The 15,915-nt window shown below is 65.9% G+C and carries 17 protein-coding genes; 10 read left to right on the top strand and 7 right to left on the bottom strand.

What is annotated here, in order from left to right; genetic code table 11:
• Window positions 1-474: 474 nt before the first annotated feature.
• On the bottom strand, window positions 475-1,164 hold the full coding sequence (locus ABZX86_RS27130) for an alpha/beta hydrolase (RefSeq protein ID WP_355127474.1): 690 nt from the start codon (window positions 1,162-1,164) through the stop codon (window positions 475-477).
• Window positions 1,165-1,251: 87 nt separating this feature from the next.
• The gene (locus ABZX86_RS27125) at window positions 1,252-3,996 is read right to left on the bottom strand and encodes an AAA family ATPase (RefSeq protein ID WP_355127473.1); all 2,745 of its coding nucleotides are present in this window, start codon (window positions 3,994-3,996) and stop codon (window positions 1,252-1,254) included.
• Between the two features lie 24 nt (window positions 3,997-4,020).
• Here ABZX86_RS27125 and ABZX86_RS27120 point away from each other — a divergent pair, with 24 nt between their 5' ends.
• The 7 genes from ABZX86_RS27120 to ABZX86_RS27090 all read left to right on the top strand — a co-directional run bounded on the left by ABZX86_RS27120 (window position 4,021) and on the right by ABZX86_RS27090 (window position 9,137).
• Complete coding sequence (locus ABZX86_RS27120) at window positions 4,021-4,431, top strand: nuclear transport factor 2 family protein (RefSeq protein ID WP_355127472.1); 411 nt, start codon at window positions 4,021-4,023, stop codon at window positions 4,429-4,431.
• A 284-nt stretch (window positions 4,432-4,715) separates the two neighbouring features.
• The gene (locus ABZX86_RS27115) at window positions 4,716-5,177 is read left to right on the top strand and encodes an SRPBCC family protein (protein WP_355127471.1); all 462 of its coding nucleotides are present in this window, start codon (window positions 4,716-4,718) and stop codon (window positions 5,175-5,177) included.
• Window positions 5,174-5,524 carry a metalloregulator ArsR/SmtB family transcription factor gene (locus ABZX86_RS27110; protein WP_355127470.1) on the top strand — a complete coding sequence of 117 codons (351 nt, stop codon included), beginning with the start codon at window positions 5,174-5,176 and terminating at the stop codon, window positions 5,522-5,524. The genes ABZX86_RS27115 and ABZX86_RS27110 overlap by 4 nt, the downstream gene beginning before the upstream one ends.
• Window positions 5,525-5,574: 50 nt before the next feature.
• Window positions 5,575-6,018: an SRPBCC domain-containing protein gene (locus ABZX86_RS27105; protein ID WP_355127469.1), complete on the top strand. Its 444-nt coding sequence runs from the start codon at window positions 5,575-5,577 to the stop codon at window positions 6,016-6,018.
• A gap of 130 nt (window positions 6,019-6,148) precedes the next feature.
• Entirely contained in the window at window positions 6,149-6,622 is a 474-nt protein-coding gene (locus ABZX86_RS27100) for a carboxymuconolactone decarboxylase family protein (RefSeq protein ID WP_327146528.1), read from the top strand.
• A 339-nt stretch (window positions 6,623-6,961) separates the two neighbouring features.
• Window positions 6,962-7,900 carry an alpha/beta hydrolase family protein gene (locus ABZX86_RS27095; protein WP_355127699.1) on the top strand — a complete coding sequence of 313 codons (939 nt, stop codon included), beginning with the start codon at window positions 6,962-6,964 and terminating at the stop codon, window positions 7,898-7,900.
• A gap of 208 nt (window positions 7,901-8,108) precedes the next feature.
• The gene (locus tag ABZX86_RS27090; RefSeq protein ID WP_355127468.1) at window positions 8,109-9,137 is read left to right on the top strand and encodes an alpha/beta hydrolase family protein; all 1,029 of its coding nucleotides are present in this window, start codon (window positions 8,109-8,111) and stop codon (window positions 9,135-9,137) included.
• 45 nt (window positions 9,138-9,182) lie between these two features.
• Here the strand turns inward: ABZX86_RS27090 and ABZX86_RS27085 are convergent, their stop codons facing one another.
• The 4 genes from ABZX86_RS27085 to ABZX86_RS27070 all read right to left on the bottom strand — a co-directional run bounded on the left by ABZX86_RS27085 (window position 9,183) and on the right by ABZX86_RS27070 (window position 12,519).
• Window positions 9,183-10,160 (bottom strand): diiron oxygenase, encoded by a 978-nt coding sequence (locus ABZX86_RS27085; protein WP_355127467.1) that lies wholly within the window; start codon window positions 10,158-10,160, stop codon window positions 9,183-9,185.
• 119 nt (window positions 10,161-10,279) lie between these two features.
• The gene (locus tag ABZX86_RS27080; protein WP_355127466.1) at window positions 10,280-10,975 is read right to left on the bottom strand and encodes a TetR/AcrR family transcriptional regulator; all 696 of its coding nucleotides are present in this window, start codon (window positions 10,973-10,975) and stop codon (window positions 10,280-10,282) included.
• A 106-nt stretch (window positions 10,976-11,081) separates the two neighbouring features.
• A complete protein-coding gene (locus ABZX86_RS27075; protein WP_355127465.1) occupies window positions 11,082-11,705 on the bottom strand; it encodes an NAD(P)-binding domain-containing protein in 624 nt (207 codons plus the stop codon).
• A 16-nt stretch (window positions 11,706-11,721) separates the two neighbouring features.
• The gene (locus ABZX86_RS27070; RefSeq protein WP_355127464.1) at window positions 11,722-12,519 is read right to left on the bottom strand and encodes an inositol monophosphatase family protein; all 798 of its coding nucleotides are present in this window, start codon (window positions 12,517-12,519) and stop codon (window positions 11,722-11,724) included.
• 120 nt (window positions 12,520-12,639) lie between these two features.
• Here ABZX86_RS27070 and ABZX86_RS27065 point away from each other — a divergent pair, with 120 nt between their 5' ends.
• Both ABZX86_RS27065 and ABZX86_RS27060 read left to right on the top strand, forming a co-directional pair.
• Complete coding sequence (locus ABZX86_RS27065) at window positions 12,640-13,608, top strand: Lrp/AsnC family transcriptional regulator (RefSeq protein WP_355127698.1); 969 nt, start codon at window positions 12,640-12,642, stop codon at window positions 13,606-13,608.
• A gap of 267 nt (window positions 13,609-13,875) precedes the next feature.
• Window positions 13,876-14,085, top strand: coding sequence for a hypothetical protein (locus tag ABZX86_RS27060; RefSeq protein WP_355127463.1), 210 nt, complete (start codon window positions 13,876-13,878; stop codon window positions 14,083-14,085).
• A gap of 32 nt (window positions 14,086-14,117) precedes the next feature.
• Here the strand turns inward: ABZX86_RS27060 and ABZX86_RS27055 are convergent, their stop codons facing one another.
• Window positions 14,118-15,014, bottom strand: a complete 897-nt coding sequence (locus ABZX86_RS27055) for a MarR family transcriptional regulator (RefSeq protein WP_355127462.1) — start codon at window positions 15,012-15,014, stop codon at window positions 14,118-14,120.
• Between the two features lie 72 nt (window positions 15,015-15,086).
• Here ABZX86_RS27055 and ABZX86_RS27050 point away from each other — a divergent pair, with 72 nt between their 5' ends.
• Window positions 15,087-15,890, top strand: a complete 804-nt coding sequence (locus ABZX86_RS27050; RefSeq protein WP_355127461.1) for an SDR family NAD(P)-dependent oxidoreductase — start codon at window positions 15,087-15,089, stop codon at window positions 15,888-15,890.
• Window positions 15,891-15,915: the final 25 nt, after the last annotated feature.

The raw sequence follows: 15,915 nt of genomic DNA, 5'->3' as shown, positions 1-15,915 counted from the left end.
CGCTGCGGCACAAGCCCCGCCCCAGTCCCCGGCCGCACGCCGAGCACTCGCGGTTTCGATCATGGAAGGCGGAACAGCGAACTCGCGCACACGCCGCCAGAGAGAAATCCGGAATTCGTTCCCATTCGCCATCGAAGTGAGCATCAGCACTCACCAGACACGAACGAGACCCCCAATCCTTCTTCAGAATGAGTCATCATCGTCCCGACTATAACGCCCCACCCTGATCCGAGCCAGTCGAGGGGCTGGTCTGCTTCATTCTTGCCAGTCCCAGGCGCAATGGGCGCTGGAGGGTGGTGCGTCGTGGATGTCGATCTCCTGCAGGTCTTTTGATGTGAAGACACGCTCAGGCCGATCCCTGGCAAGCAGTGCGGAACAGTAGGCCGGCTTCCAGTGGCAGTCGGCTCGACGCCGCGCTCGGACGGGCCGTGGGAGTCGGCCGCTCACGGACTGTGAGCGGCCGGATCATTGGGGCTAGGACTCGCCTGCTGCGGTTCGGATGATGGTGGCGACCACGTCGGGGCGGGAGACGTAGACGGCGTGGCTGCCGGGGGTGTCTACTACGGTGGCGCCGATGCGTTCGGCCATGGAGGCTTGGGCGGACGGTGGGATCATCTTGTCGTCGGTGACGTGCAGGTACCAGCTGGGCTTGAGGCGCCAGGCGGGTTCGCTGATGGGGCCGCCGAGTGCTTCGAGGCCCCAGGGGACCTGGGAGTCGGCGAGGAATGCGGCGTCCTGGTCGGACAGGTCTCCGGCGAAGGACTCGTGGAACTTCGCGCGGTCGAGGAAGAGGTAGCCCTGCTGGGGGGCGAGGATCGGGGGCTGGGGGCCGTCCTGCGGGAAGCCTGCGATAAGCGAATTGACCGATTCGCCTTTGTCGGGGGCGAAGGCGGTGATGTAGACGAGGGCGGTGACCTTGTCGTGTGTGCCTGCCTCACTGATGACCGCGCCGCCGTAGGAATGCCCGACGAGCACGGCTTCGCCCTCGATATCGTCGAGGATCTGACGTGTGGCCGCGGCATCGTCGGCGAGCGACTTGGTCGCATTCTGTACGACGCGCACGCTGTATCCGTCGTTGGTGAGCTCGTCATAGACGGCTCGCCACCCGGACCCGTCCACGAATCCGCCGTGCACCAGGACGACGGTCTTGCTCTTCGCACTCATTCCGAGTCTCCTCTGTACTGAATTGCCGTTCGGCACAATCGAATCTAGATTCGCTTCGGCGCGGGAGAATCCGTCAATTGACGTAGTTCAGTCGCGCTGCGGTGCCAGCGCGTCGCGGAGGGCGCTGCGAGTGGAGATGCCGAGCTTCGGGAAGACCCGGTGCAGATGGGTGGAAACCGTTCTCGCCGAGAGGAACAGTCGTTCGGCGATCTCCTTGTTGGTCAACCCGGAGGCCGCCAGTTCGGCGACGGCCCGCTCCTGCGGCGTCAATCCCGGGCCGCGCGCCTCGGCGGGCACGGGCTCACCGGCCGCCCGCAGTTCCGATCGAGTTCGTTCCAGCCATGGAATTGCCCGCAACTGTTCGAAAACCTGTGCCGCAGTGGTCAGCTGCGCTCTGGCCGCCGCCGGTTCGCGCTCCCGGCGCAGCCGTTCCCCGTAGAGCAATTCTATTCGGGCGCAGTCGAATACCCACCGCCTACTGTCCGCTGTGGCCAATGCCTCCTCGAACAGCCTGCGCCAGTCACGCGGATCGGTGAGGGCGAGCGCGGCGGTGGTCAGCATCCGGAGCCTGGGGGAGAGTTCGGGCAGACCGGCCGTGACGGCGGCCTCGGCATGGGCGCGCGCTTCGGCGCCGCGGCCGCTGCGGGCGGCCGCCTCGGTGAGGTCGAGCACCAGCCACACCGCATGCGGCCCGTAGTGCGGGAAATCCCCCGGCGCGTTGATCGACGCGGCATGCCGGTACGCCTCATCGAAACTCGAGCGCCCGAGCGCCGACACACATCGAATATGCGAGGAGTAGGCGGCATAGGTCACCAGGTGCCGCGGCGCGGCCCAGAGCAGCAGTTCCTCGGCGGCGAGGTCGGCGGCATCGGTCTGCCCCCGGGCCGCACCGACGAGTGCGCGCAGTAGCCGGCCCGGTCCCGCGAGCAGTGTATAGCCGAGCTCGGCGCACAGTTGCAGTCCCTCGTCCGCCACCTCCAGCAGCGAATCCCATTCGCCTTCAAAGAAGTTGAGCTGTGCGATCAGGAAGAGGGCTTCGATGGCCTTGGCGATCGCGCCGCCGTTCCGGCCGTCTTCGATCACCCGCCACAGTGCTTCGCGGGCATCGCCGATGCGGTCGATATAGGCGCCCGCGGTCGCGACTCGGACGATCCGCACCGGATCAGAGGAGAAGCGCAGCCCGTCGAGCGCCGCGGTGAGCTGCCGCAGATCCTCCGCTGTGGCGCCGACCGGATCGGCAAAGATGTTGTGCAGCAACGACAGCGTAGCCATCGGCTGCGGTTCGGCGCGCCGCAGCACCGCGCCGATATCGTCCCAGAGTTCCCGTCGGCCACTGAAGAATCCGATGTACAGCAGCGTGTGCAGGGCCTCGACCATGGTGTCCGCGCCGGAACCGATATCACGGTCGTGCACTCGGATGGTCGCGAGCAGCAACCTCCCGGCGGTGATGGCGTCACCCTCGTCATTGAGGAGCTGATAGGCCGCGGCGACCGCCGCCTCCAAGGAAGGCGTCTCGCGAACTTCCGCGCGATTCACCTGCGCCAGCAGCCGGGCGGTATCGGCCAGCTCCCCGGTGATCAAGGTCCCGAGATACGCCGCCCGCGCGGTGCGCCTGGCGCGATCGGAATCCGAGGTGCTCAGCTCGGCCGCCCGGAGCAGCGCCGCCGTCGCACGCCTGCTGTCGCCGTGCCGAATCATCTGCTGCGACAATGCCTCCAGCGATGCGGCGATCTCGCTGTCCGGTCCGACCGCCGCCTGTCCGAGGTGCCAGGCTCGCCGCTGCGGATCCCGGTCGAAGGCCTCGGCGAGCACCCGATGAACCAGCCGCCGTTCCGCACTCGTCGACTGTTCGATGACCGCCGCACGGATCAGCGGATGACGAAACTCCAACCTGCCCGTGCGCGGATTCACGCGCACTACGCCCGCGCGCTCGGCTAGCGGCAGATCGGCGAGCCCCTGCGGGGTCGGTGCACAATCCTCCAGCGTGACGCTGTTCTCCGCACCGGCGAGAACGACGAACAGCAGCATCCGCCGGGTGCCCTCCGACAGTCCTGCGAGCCGGTCGGCGAACACCCGCTGCAACCGATCGGTGAGCGGCAGCATCGCAGGCAAAGTGGCTGGGGGACCGCCACTCTCGAACGCGACGGGCAGTTCGAGCAGTGCGAGCGGATTGCCGCGCGCGTCGGCACGCAGGCGCCGGCGCACATTCGCGGTCAGTGCCGGATAGGCGACGCGCAGCAGTGCATCGGAATCACCCTCGTCCAGCGGGTCCAGATCATGGACGCGAAATCCACTGCGGGTGAAGCCGTCATCGGATTCCGCGCGCCCGGCGACGACCAGGCGAATACCGATCCCGTTCCAGCGTCGCGCCGCATAACTCAATGCCATCGTGCTGGGCAGATCCAGCCACTGCACATCGTCGACGATCAGCAGCAGCGAAAAGCCCTGTCCCGCAGCCGCCTGCAGGAGCGCCAGCGTGGCCGCACCCGCGATCAGCTGCGAGGGCATCGCCCCCGGCGCCAGCCCCATGATCACGTGCAATGCCTGCCGATGTGTTGCCCCGAGATCGTCGGCCGCGTCCAGCAGCGGGTGCAGCAGCTGATTGAGCGCACCGAATTTCAGATCCGCCTCGTACTCGAGCGCCGCTGCCCGCAATACCCGAAAGCCTTGGGACGCAGCGATATCGGCGGCCATATCCAGTACGGCGGTCTTGCCCACGCCCGGCTCACCGCGGATGACCAGCACCGGTTCGTCGCCGGCCTTGCCGAGAACGAACGCCTCGAGCAGCTCGCGCTCGACCTCACGACCCACCAGCACGTCGACCCGGACCACCGTTCGACAGTACTATTCACCCAGTTGGCAACACGGATGAACGGCGGGACACGCACTCCCAATCATCCACTGCCAGAACGGGAGAACGGTGAATTGCTAGTCAACGATCCAGCAGAACTCGGATACCTGATGCATCAGGCCTTCAACAACCGGGACATCGACGCCATCGACACGATCTTCGCCGCCGACTTCTACAGCCACCCGCTGGCCGCCGGGCGGGACGCGCTCAAAGTGGCGTGGAAGGCGCTCGCCGATCAGCACCCCGATTCGCGGACGGTGGTCGACCATGCCTTCGCGCACGGTGACGTGGTCGCTCTTCGCGCGACCGTGCACGGATTCGAAGACAACGGGCAGACGACCACACTGCTGGAGATGTTCCGCGTCGCCGACGGGCGGATCGCCGAGATCTGGGGTGCCATGGCCACCGCGCACTAGCGGCGCCATGGTCTCAGCGCACTAGCGCCCACGATCCGGTCGCCGCTACGAAGCGCAGAACTCGTTGCCCTCGGCCCGGAAGTCCGCCAGGACAGGTGCATTCGTGCTGTCGATGACCAGTTTCCATTGCAGTGCCATGTCTCCAACAAACCATCGAGCATCAGGGTCTCGAGTCGCCGGTCGCCGATCGGTTCGCGAGTGCCGGGAATAGGCAACCAAAGGTTGCGCGATCGCGGTTGATTTGCTAGCTTTATGTGCAACCAAACGTTGCATATGGAGGAAGCGTGACGAGTACCGAGTACGGCAGCATCGAACGAGAGATCTATGTCGACGCCTCGCCCGAGGTGGTCTTCGAGGTGGTCAGCAGTCCCGAGCACATCTCGCAGTGGTGGACCGATGGTGCGGAATTCGAGGTGACGCCCGGTTCGGTCGGCGAATTCGTCTGGGGCGACAGGGTGGACGTGTTCGCCATGACGGTGGTGGATGTGCAGCCGCCGCGAGTGTTCTCCTTCCGCTGGTGCTTTCCCGACGACAAGGTCGAGGACGCCGCCAATTCGCTCCTGGTGACCTTCGAGCTCACCCCCTCCGGCTCCGGCACGAAGATTCGCCTCATCGAGACCGGGTTCCGCGAGATGGGCTGGGAGGTGGCCAAGTTGGAGGAGCAGTACCGCGAGCACAGCATCGGCTGGGACACCTTCGTGCCCCGACTAGGGGAGTACCTCGCGGGGCTGGTGTCGACCCCGTGACCGCTGCCGTCGACGACGACCTCTGGTCCGCGATCGGGGATCCGACCCGTCGGCGGATGCTCGACCTGCTGCTGGCCGCCGGCAATGGCACGGCCACCAGCCTCAGCGAGCAACTCCCTGTGACCAGGCAGGCCATTGCGAAACACCTCGGCGTACTCGACCGCGTCGGCCTGGTGCACGCCACGCCCGCCGGGCGCGAGCGCAGGTACCACGTGGACGAGGCGCAACTCGCGCGCGCGGTCGCCCAGTTGGCCTCGGTCGGCTCGGCCTGGGATGCCCGGCTCCGGCGTATCAAGCGCCTTGCCGAGGCCATTCAGGCCGCGAAAGACCAGCGCACCACCCAGTAGTCACTCTCCGAACACCCATCCGAAGACGAACACCGGAAAGAAGATTCGAAATGGTAGACATCCTGCACAGAGTCGGAATCAAGTCCGAGCCCGACGCGGTCTACGCGGCCCTGACCTCGGTCGAGGGGCTCGCCGGCTGGTGGGCGAACGATACCCGGGGCGTAGCCGATGAGCTGGGCGGTGTAGTCCAATTCCGCTTCGGCGCGGGCGGATTCGATATGAAGGTCCGCGAGCTCACACCCGGTAAACGGGTGTCGTGGGAGGTCGTCGAGGGCCCCGAAGAATGGGTCGGCACACACGTCGAGTGGGACCTCAGCCAGGCCGAGGACTACACCATCATTCTTTTCAACCACCAGGGCTGGAAGGAGCCGGTCGAGTTCATGCACCACTGCAGCACCAAGTGGGCACTCTTCCTCATGAGCCTGAAGTCGCTGGTCGAGACCGGTAAAGGCGCCCCGGACCCGCACGACGTCAAGATCGACAACTGGAACTGACCTGCGCCCGGTGATATGACGGCCACCACGGCGGCGCCATGTCACACTCCGCCTGCCTGCGGAGTCTTCCTTATGTACGGGTGCCGCTCGATTGCGGCACGGGTCCGAATGTAAGGACAGGGCAATGGAACTGGAACCTCGATTCAACCTTCGCACCAACGAACTCGGCGCCAAGATCGGCAAGCGGATCGCCGGTGTCGGCCTGCTGCTGAAGGAGTCCTCGCTGCCGCATACGACGCAGCAGCTGATCGAGATTCGCGCCAGCCAGATCAACGGCTGCGGATTCTGCACCGATATGCACACCAAGGACGCAGCCGTAGCGGGGGAGACCTCGGTGCGGCTCAACCTGGTCGCCGCCTGGCGGGAGGCAACCGTCTTCACCGAGGCCGAGCGGGCCGCACTGGCCCTGGCCGAGGAGGGCACCCGGCTGGCCGACACTCATCAGGGCGTCAGCGACGACACCTGGGCGGAGGTCCGCAAGCACTACGACGACGACCAGATCGCAGCGCTGATCTCGGTGGTCGCGGTGATCAACGCCTTCAACCGCCTGAACGTGATCGCGCGGACTCCCGCGGGCAGTTACGAGCCCGGCATGTTCAACTGAAAGGCGAGCGCGCAGGTCGAAGGTCAGGTCGCCGAGGTCTGGGTGTTGCCGATGTCCTTACCCAGATGAAACAACTCGGCGTGCTCGAGCGGTAATACAAGCGGCGCAACGCCCCGAATTCGCGTCGGGGCGTTGTGATCTTGAGTAGCGGTGGATTGTATGGCAGGGTCTAACCGATCTATGGCCGAATACATCGACTGATAATTCCGCCTCGACGGAAGACGTAGCGCGACGGGGATCGGTGCAGCGTGCGGGCCGGCGAAGCATAAGCATAGGGAGTGATGAGTGCTGCATACAGCTTTCCGTACCGCCGCTTTAACGCTGACCGCGGCATTGTCCATGGCGCTGCTCGGCGGCGGCACGGCAGCGGCGGATGCCCAGAAGCCCCCGGCGGTCACCTCCGTGACCAAGGACGGGCGCACCTGGCATTTGAAGGTCTACTCGGCGGCGATGAACAAGGACATCGCGGTCGACGTGCAGCGCCCGGTCGACGAGTCGACCCCCGCGCCCAACCTCTACCTGCTCAACGGCCTGGACGGCGGTGAGGGCACCGCGAATTGGAAGACCCAGACCGACGTGCTCGGCTGGATGGCCGATAAGCAGGTCAATGTGGTTCAGCCGATCGGCGGACAGGGCAGCTACTACACCGACTGGCTGAAGCCGGATCCGGTGCTCGGCGTGAACGAGTGGAAGACCTTCTTCACCGAGGAGCTGCCGCCGCTGCTCGACGACACGCTGCACTCCACCGGTTTGAACGGATTGGCCGGCACCTCGACGTCCGGAACGTCGGTGCTGCAGCTGGCCGAGGCCAAGCCCGGTCTGTTCAAGTCCGTCGCCGCCTACAGCGGCTGCGCGCAGATCGCCGACCCGGCCGGTCAGCTGTTCGTCAATCTCGCGGTCGGCACCTGGGCCGGCGGCGATACCAAGAATATGTACGGCCCGTCCGACAGCCCGCTGTGGGCCGCGAACGATCCGGTCATCAATGCCGAGAAGCTGCGCGGCACCCTGCTCTACGTCTCCGCCGGCAGCGGTATCCCGGTGGCGAATGACGTTCAGTACTACCTGAACAACGGTGGTCCGACGACCCTCGCGCTCGGCATGATCATCGAGGGCGCGGTCAACGCCTGCTCGCACAATCTGCAGGGCAAGCTCGATTCGCTGAACATCCCCGCGACCTACCAGTTCAACCCGGTGGGAACGCACTACTGGCCGTACTGGCAGCAGGCGCTGGAGGAGTCCTGGCCGCTGCTCGCACAGGGCATGGGACTGTCGAACTAACCACTCGTCCAGATGGGCTTGAGCCGAAGCCCGTTGCATGGGAAGGTCATACGGGCCTTCGGGCCGCCTGTGCGTCGATTTCGATAGTCGGCGCACAGGTTTCGAGTGACAGTTTCGCTTCGACGGAAACGCAGCGGCATGGACGGTGCAGCCTGCGGGCCCGGCGAAGCACAGGCTGGGGTGACCCACGGATTGGATTGACTGGTTTATGAAGCTCTCCGCACTACGCAGCGTGGCCTCCGTCCGGACCACTGCTCTAGCGCTCACCGCCGCACTGTCCGTGGCGCTCCTGGCCGGCACCTCTGGCACCGCTGCGGCGGACCCGCAGCAGGCCCCCTCCGTCACGTCCGTCGCCAAGGACGGTCGCACCTGGCACCTGAAGGTGCATTCGGCGGCAATGGATACCGATATCTCGGTCGACGTGCAGCGTCCGGCCGACGATTCGCAGCCGGCGCCGAACCTGTACCTGCTCAGCGGGCTCGACGGCGGTGAGGGCACCGCAAGCTGGCAGGGCAGCACAAATGCTCTCGACTGGCTGTCCGACAAGCCGGTCAATGTGGTCCTGCCGATCGGTGGTCGCGGCAGCTACTACACCGATTGGCTGCAGAAGGATCCGGCTCTGGGCCTGAACAAGTGGAAGACCTTCCTGACGGAAGAGCTGCCGCCGCTGCTGGACGACACGCTGCACTCCAACGGTCTCAATGCGCTGGCGGGCCTGTCGACCTCGGGTACCTCGGTGCTGCAGCTGGCCGAGGCCAAGCCCGGTCTGTGGAAGACCGTCGCCGCCTACAGCGGCTGCGCGCAGATCGCCGACCCGGCGGGTCAGGCCTTCGTCAAACTCGCCACCGAGACCTGGGCCGGCGGCGATACCAAGAATATGTACGGTCCGTCCGACAGCCCGCTGTGGGCCGCGAACGATCCGGTCATCAATGCCGAAAAGCTGCGTGACACACAGCTTTACATCTCCAGCGGTAGCGGCATCCCGGTCACGGGAGACGTTCAGTACTACATGAACGGCGCCGGCGCCATGGGTGCGGTGAACCTCGGTCTGGGCATGGTCATCGAGGGTGCGGTCAACCAGTGCACGCACAACCTGAAGAACAAGCTCGATTCGCTGAATATCCCGGCGACCTACCAGTTCAATCCGATCGGCACGCACCGCTGGTCGTACTGGGAGGACGCGCTGCACACGTCCTGGCCCCTGCTGGCCCAGGGCATGGGTCTGACTCAGCCCTGATGACTGCTCGGTAGGGGTCCGGAATCGGACCCCTACCAGGCAAGTTCAGGTCGCGGGCTCACTGCGGTAGCGCGCGGGCCTGCCATCGATGCGCAGGATCTTCCAGATGAGCCGGGAGACCGGATTCATCAGGCCGGCATTGCCGACCAGCATGCGAACGTCGGCGAAGAAGTCGGTCAGGGCCTGGCGCGATTCGGGGCTCCGCCAGTAGACCTCGTTGAAAACCGCACGCGGCACGTCGAATTCGCGGCGGAAGCGGCTCGGCGGCACCGCGATCAACCACAGCGCCACCCGCATGGTGATGGGCGTGACCACCGACAGTGCGAAGCGGCTGACGGCAGACAGTTCCGGCACGTGGTGCTCGACGTATTCATGGGCGAACGAAATATGCCGGGCTTCCTCGGCGACATGAATCTGCATGACGCGCGTGATCATCGGATGCATCTCCGAGTCCGAGCGCAGGATCGCCTTCTGGCCGTGATCGATGGGTTCCTCTCCGGCCAGCACCATGATGAAGAACCAGGTGGGGAAGACGATCGGCACCAGCGGGACGATCGGGCCGAGTGCCCGCGTCAGGCGGCTCATCCCGGGCACGTCCACGCCGATTCGATTGACCACCTGCTGGAACATCTGAGTGTGATTGCACTCCTCGGCGGCCTCGTGCGTGCTGTAGCGGAACTCCGGCGACCCGTTGGGCAGGGAGAACACGTACTGCATCAGCCCGCGAATGAGGATGTTCTCGAACTGCAGTCCGACCTTGGCAATATTGGCCTGCCGCCACATACCGATGGCAATCTGCTTCTCCCGCGGCAGCTCCCGATACCAGGGGTGCGCGCCGAACGGATCGGCGGTCGGCAGAATCCAGCGTTCGTCATCGGGCACCACCGCGAAAGCCGGTTCGTCCCAGGGGATATCGAGGAAGGGATCGAAATTCCGGTGTACCGATCCTTCCGAAAGCGTTTCGAGCGCGTCGGTGTACTGCTCAGCGGTGCGCGTGGACGTGGTGTGGGTGGTGGACGTCATCGGCTGTCTCCTCGAACCCCCGATCGCGACACCGTGTCGCGGTCATAGGGGTACGGTAGCTCGGCACGTCAGGTCGAACAAGGGGTGACCGTGACGCTATGTCGCGATCATGGTCGCGATTACAGCGCGGCCGACGCGCGAGACAGCAGCTCACCGACCGGAATATCCGGGTCGACCTGCAGTCCGCGCGCGCGAGCATGACCATCGACCAGGAAGACGATCGACTCGGTCAGCATCCGGCTCATATCGGCCGCGCCCCAGCCCTCGGGCCGTGTGTGCAGCCACCGGGTCACCGCGCCGTCCACCATCGAGACGATCGAGAAGGCCGCCACGCCGATTCCCGGATCGGTCTGCCCGAGGACGGCGGCGGCGGTCTCGAACAGCGACGCAATGCGTTCGGCCACAGCGGCTTTGGTGCCCGTGACAATGGCCTGCCCGTTCGGCTCATTGCTGCCGGGCCCCCGCTCGATCCATTCGTGCAATCGCGGCGTCGCCGCCACCAGTGTCACGTATACGTCGATCGACCGGAAGATCGTCTCCCGCAAGGTGTCCTCGGGGTCGAGCGTCGGCATCACCTCATCGGCATGCGATTCGACCGCGTACTCCCGAGTCCGCGCGTCGAGATCCTTCCGATCGATGAAATGCCGGTAGATCACCGACCGCTTGACCCCGGCCCGATCGGCAATGGCCTGCAGGGGGATATCGGTCCCCGGCTCACACTCCTCGATCAATTCGATGAGGGCATCCATGATCACCCGCCGTCGCTCGGCATTGTGATCCCCCCACCGCCCACCGGGCACCTTCGCTACCACCATCCGCCCAGCATTCCACCAAACCGCCGCCCCCAGGACCCACCACCCCGCAACCCGGTGCACCCTCGGCCGGTCGAAGCCCCTTATGCCTGCGGCGCGGTCCGGGCTTTCAATGGCTGACGGTCAGGGCGAAGGGGGTGAATCCGAAGGCTTTCAGCAGTGGGGCGGTCAGCAGTGTGAATGCCTCGGGGGCACGGGCAGTGGTGATATCGCCGAGATCGAGTATCCGATCGGCGGGCCAGCCGAGGTCGGTGAGGAGCGCTGTGACGGACTGTTTTGCCTGGTCGTCATTGCCGGACAGGAAGGCGGTAGCCGGGTGGGGCAGGGATGCCGGGGCGGTCATGACGGTGTAGAGCATGGTGTTGAGGGATTTGACGACCTGGGTGCGCGGGAGTGCCTGCTGGAGCTCCTCGCCGAGACTGCCTGCGGGATAGAGCAATTGACCGGGCAGGCCGTCGGTCCCGCGTGCTGTCGCATTGGCGACGTCGAGGAGAACCTTTCCGGTCAACTCCTCGGCAATGCCGGAAAGGACTGCGACCGAGACGTTTCCGGGTAGGGCATTGATGATGATGTCGGCGCCGGCGGCGGCCTCGGCCAATGAGGCGGTGGCGATGTGCGCGGGCAGCTCCGCGGGACCGCGTGCGCCCACCGTCACGGTGTGCCCGGCGGATTGCACTGCGGTAGCGAGATTCCGGCCGACGCGACCGGCTCCGAGGACGGCGATGGTGGTCATGATTGCTCCTACTTGTTCAGTGTTCGGTGAGTGCGGTGACGGCCGCGGCATGGACGCCGGGCGCCGCAGCCAGGAAGGTGCCGGAGGCGGGAGTCCACGCGCGGCCGCTGATATCGGTGACCACACCGCCGGCTTCGGAAACCAGCAGCGCACCGGCCACGGTGGCGGCCCTGTCCTGACCGTGCAGCCAGTACACGTCCAGCTGTCCGGCGGACAGCCGTGCCAGATGCTGCGTGGACGGCACGCCGGAGCGCACGACCAGGGCTTTTCGGTACATTGCGGCGATCGATCGGCCCTCGTCATCGCTCCGCTCGGTGTGCCCCGGGGCGGCCTGGGCGGTGGCGGCGATCGCCAGCGCCAGATCGGTCTTTCGGGAGGCGTGGATCGGCAGCCCGTTGCGGAACGCGCCGCCGCCGCGCAGCGCGGTGTACGTATCGCCGGAGAGCGGAGCATGCACGACGGTCAGCAGCGCGGTGTCATCGCGGACCAGGCTCACGGCCACCGTCCATTCGGGCAGGCCGTGCACCGCATTGATATTGCCGTCCGCGGTATCGGCCACCCACCACTCACCGCCGCCCAGCAGTCCGGTCTCGAATTCGCCGGCCCAGTCCGCTTGCGGTCGTAGAGCTTGCAGCCGAGGCCGCAGAATGTCTTCCGCCAGCTGATCGTTGCGGGTGAGTGCCGCGCGGATTTCCTCCCAGTCGCCGGGCACCGCGCCCATGGCGGTGAAGGCCGCGGCTTGGCGGGCGCCTGCCATGCGCACGGCCGCCACCACCTGGTCGAGTTGTGTGCTCTCGATCGTCGCGCTGGTCATGATCTTCTCCTTCGCTGTGGGGCCTTGACTGCTGCGGACAGTTCTATCGGCGCCGCACACGAAGATGGCGCTCACAGCAGCAGATATGCTCGCTTCTGGACAAAGGAGAGGAGGTTGAGCGTGGAATCGGACACCACACTGGATGATCTGGACCGCCGAATCGTGTCGGCCCTGCAGATTGACGGTTTCGCACCGGTCGCCCGGATCGGCGAGGTGCTGGGCGTCTCCGGCCGCACGATCTCCCGCCGGTTGTCGCGGCTGACCCGCTCGGCGGGGCTGCTGGTGACCCGGGTCCCGGCCCGCACGTCCTATCCGGCGGATGCCTCGATGGTGTTGCGCGCCAAGGTGCTTCGTGGTCGTATCGATTCCATTGCCGATGCGCTCGCGCGGCGTCCGGATGTGCCGTTCGTGGACATCACCCTCAGCGGCGACGAGATCGTCGCACTCGCGATCGCCGATCCGCATGCGCGGGATCGCCTGATCTACGAGCAACTTCCGGCCAGCAGCGCCCTGGTGTCCACCACCGCCCTGTCGGTGCTGCACGTCTTCGCGGACGCCGCCGATTGGCGCGCCGGATACCTCACTCCCGACGAGATCGCCGGGCTGACGCCGCCGGCGGCGACCGAGCCCGCCGCGCCCGATGATGCCGATATTCACCTGCTGACCGAGCTGACCCGGGACGCCCGCCTCGGAATCTCCGTATTGGCCACCGCGACAGGGCAATCCGAATCCACGGTGCGCCGTCGTCTGCACCGCTTGCGTGCGATGGGACTGCTGCGCACCCATGTCTCGATCGATTCGGCGCTGCTGGGCTATCCGGTCGATGCGCACATTTGGATGAGCGTGTCACCGGGTCGGCTGCACGACACCGGATTACAGCTGGCGAGCGATCACCGTGTGCACGGCGTCATGGCGACAACCGGGCCCACGAATCTGCTCGCCACGGTATTTTGCCGGAATTTGCCCGGACTCTACGCATTCGTCACCGATACGCTCGGCCCTCTGGATATCGCGACCGTGGATACGAGCGTGGTCGGTCGCGCGGTCCAGCGTGCCGGTTATCGAGGCGCGACGATCCGATCGTGGTGACCGAAACTAGTACCGTTGTGCCACTCCAAAATTGGGTGTCCGGGCATTTGCCCGCAGGAAAGAAGTTGGCACAATAAGTCATCTACTGCCCATTCCGCTACGGCGAGTCGTGCCGCTACAGTGATGTGCGGCCCAGGAGGTGTGGGGTAAGTCCCTGGGTCCGTTCGGGTGGTGGGGGGTTTTGCTCGGCTCTCCCGGTGGCAATATGCAGCCGGGCGAAACTCCCACCGTACGAGCTTGTTACGTACATTCGAGGTGAGGGTGGCGATGACAGCGGTGACAGTGCCGAAGGCCCAGCAGTTGTTGACAACGCAGCAATTACTGACCGATGTTCTGCATCGGTACGGCAGTGTGGATGCCTTTCTCAGCCGTCTCCGCGGCGCGCTGGACGCGCCAACTATCGAGTTGCCGAATATCAGCCCGGACGAACTCGCGCCGGAAGGCAGCGGTCGTCATCGCCGCCCGGACATGGGCTGAATCGGCCCATCGGAATTCGTTCGCGTTCGTCGTCAGATCAGGTGTGTGCCGCTGATATTCGAGGTCGGCGCACTACCGGTGTCGGCGATATGCGGGCCTACATCGAGAGTGACGTCGTGCTGGGCGTCGACGCCGCGCACCAGTGAGATATGAAGCGCCCCGGCCTCTGTCGCCGCCCCCAGCGCCGCGTGCAGGGCGGCGATCGAGCGGAGATCGCTGTCGCCTGCGCGCAGTAGCACATCGCCGGTCCGGATTCCCGCGCTCTCTGCCCGAGAGCCGGGTTCGACCTCCCGGACCAGCAGTCCGGTGAACTCGGGGAGCCCCACCGCGCGGCGCATCTGCACGGCAATGTGCGCCGGCGCCAAAACCATTCCAAGCCTGGGGAATTCATCATCGGGAACCGACCCCTCGAAGGACACCAGCAGTCGGCGCAGAATGCTCTCCAGAGCTTCGCGCTGCTCGGGGTCGAGCGCGGCGAGTAGTCGATCCTCGATGCTCAGATGCGCGGGCGTGACGCGATCGAACAGTTCCCGCCCCGCGACGGTCAGTTCCACGCGTGTATTGCGCTTATCGCCCGGATCGGGGGAGCGGGTGACCAAACCCTGCTCCACGAGTCGATCGACGCGGACACTGATCGTGCCGGAGGTCAGTCCGAGCTCGCGCATCAGCACCCGCTGCGAGATCCCGCCACTGCCCTCGTGCAGCCGCAGGGTCGCCAGCGCGACATAGTCCGGCCCATTGAGCCCGAACTCGGCGAATCCGGCCTCGACTTCCGCCTCGATAATGCGCCGCACCCGTCCGAGCCGCTGGACCACCGCCACCGGTGAGTGATCGAGCTCGGGCAGCGACCGGGTCAATCCGGCCAGCAGCCGATCCACGGAATCCTTCGGGCCCTCGGGGCCGGTTTGCGCACGGGTTGACGACGACACCCGGTCAGCCTACGCTTCGGATCAATAGCTTGGACTCAAGCTATTGATCCAAATCAAGGAGCTGGGCCGAATATGGACCTACAACTGCAGGGCAGGCGAGCACTCGTCACCGGAGCATCGAGCGGCATCGGCCGGGCGATCGCACTCGCCTTGGCTGCCGAAGGCGTCGCCGTGGTCGTGCACGGGCGCGACGGCGACCGGACGAAGGTCACCGCCGACGCCATCACGGCAGCAGGCGGCGTGGCGGCCGTCGCGCTGGGAGACTTGGCCACCGATGCGACGGCGAAGGACGTAGCGGAAAGCGCGACAACAGCTTTCGGCGGCATCGACATTCTGGTGAACAATGCCGGCGGCCTCGGCGCGGACGGCTGGACCACCGCCGCCGCCACCGACTGGCTCACGCTCTACAACACGAATGTCGCTTCGGCGGTGCGGCTCATCCACGCGCTGACACCGCAGATGCGAGAAGGCGGGTGGGGCCGGGTCATTCAGATCGGCAGCGCCGCGCACCCCGATCCGCTCCCCATGCGGGCCGCCTACAGTGCCGCGAAGGCCGCACTGGCCAATCTCACTGTCAGTCTCTCGAAGGAATTGGCCGCCACCGGGATCACTGTGAACACCCTCAGCCCCGGCCCGGTTCTGGTCGACGGCTGGTGGGACTTCGCCCGGACCTTCGCACAGGGCCACGGTCTGGGTGACGACGTCTCCGCCGCGACCCGCATGCTGCTCGACGGGCCATTGGCCAACCCGTCGGACCGCCTGGTCGAGCCCGCCGAGATCGCGAGTTCGGTGGCCTTCCTGGCCAGTCCGCTCAGCGCGTCCATCAATGGCGCAAATCTACGCATCGACGGCGGATTGGTCTCGACCGTCAATTGAGCGCCGGCAGCGCACCTCTCCGCAG

Origin of the sequence: Nocardia sp. NPDC006630, assembly GCF_040611495.1 — a bacterium.
In the GTDB taxonomy this organism is placed as follows: Bacteria; Actinomycetota; Actinomycetes; order Mycobacteriales; family Mycobacteriaceae; genus Nocardia.
This window is presented reverse-complemented; position numbering and strand designations above follow the sequence as displayed.

What these genes read in the sequence shown, in the direction of transcription:
- ABZX86_RS27130 (WP_355127474.1), bottom strand. Translation starts at nt 1,164, where the DNA reads ATGAGTGCGAAGAGCAAGACCGTCGTCCTGGTGCACGGCGGATTCGTG.
- ABZX86_RS27105 (WP_355127469.1), top strand. Translation starts at nt 5,575, where the DNA reads ATGGTAGACATCCTGCACAGAGTCGGAATCAAGTCCGAGCCCGACGCG.
- ABZX86_RS27095 (WP_355127699.1), top strand. Translation starts at nt 6,962, where the DNA reads ATGGCGCTGCTCGGCGGCGGCACGGCAGCGGCGGATGCCCAGAAGCCC.
- ABZX86_RS27090 (WP_355127468.1), top strand. Translation starts at nt 8,109, where the DNA reads ATGAAGCTCTCCGCACTACGCAGCGTGGCCTCCGTCCGGACCACTGCT.
- ABZX86_RS27085 (WP_355127467.1), bottom strand. Translation starts at nt 10,160, where the DNA reads ATGACGTCCACCACCCACACCACGTCCACGCGCACCGCTGAGCAGTAC.
- ABZX86_RS27080 (WP_355127466.1), bottom strand. Translation starts at nt 10,975, where the DNA reads ATGGTGGTAGCGAAGGTGCCCGGTGGGCGGTGGGGGGATCACAATGCC.
- ABZX86_RS27075 (WP_355127465.1), bottom strand. Translation starts at nt 11,705, where the DNA reads ATGACCACCATCGCCGTCCTCGGAGCCGGTCGCGTCGGCCGGAATCTC.
- ABZX86_RS27070 (WP_355127464.1), bottom strand. Translation starts at nt 12,519, where the DNA reads ATGACCAGCGCGACGATCGAGAGCACACAACTCGACCAGGTGGTGGCG.
- ABZX86_RS27060 (WP_355127463.1), top strand. Translation starts at nt 13,876, where the DNA reads ATGACAGCGGTGACAGTGCCGAAGGCCCAGCAGTTGTTGACAACGCAG.
- ABZX86_RS27050 (WP_355127461.1), top strand. Translation starts at nt 15,087, where the DNA reads ATGGACCTACAACTGCAGGGCAGGCGAGCACTCGTCACCGGAGCATCG.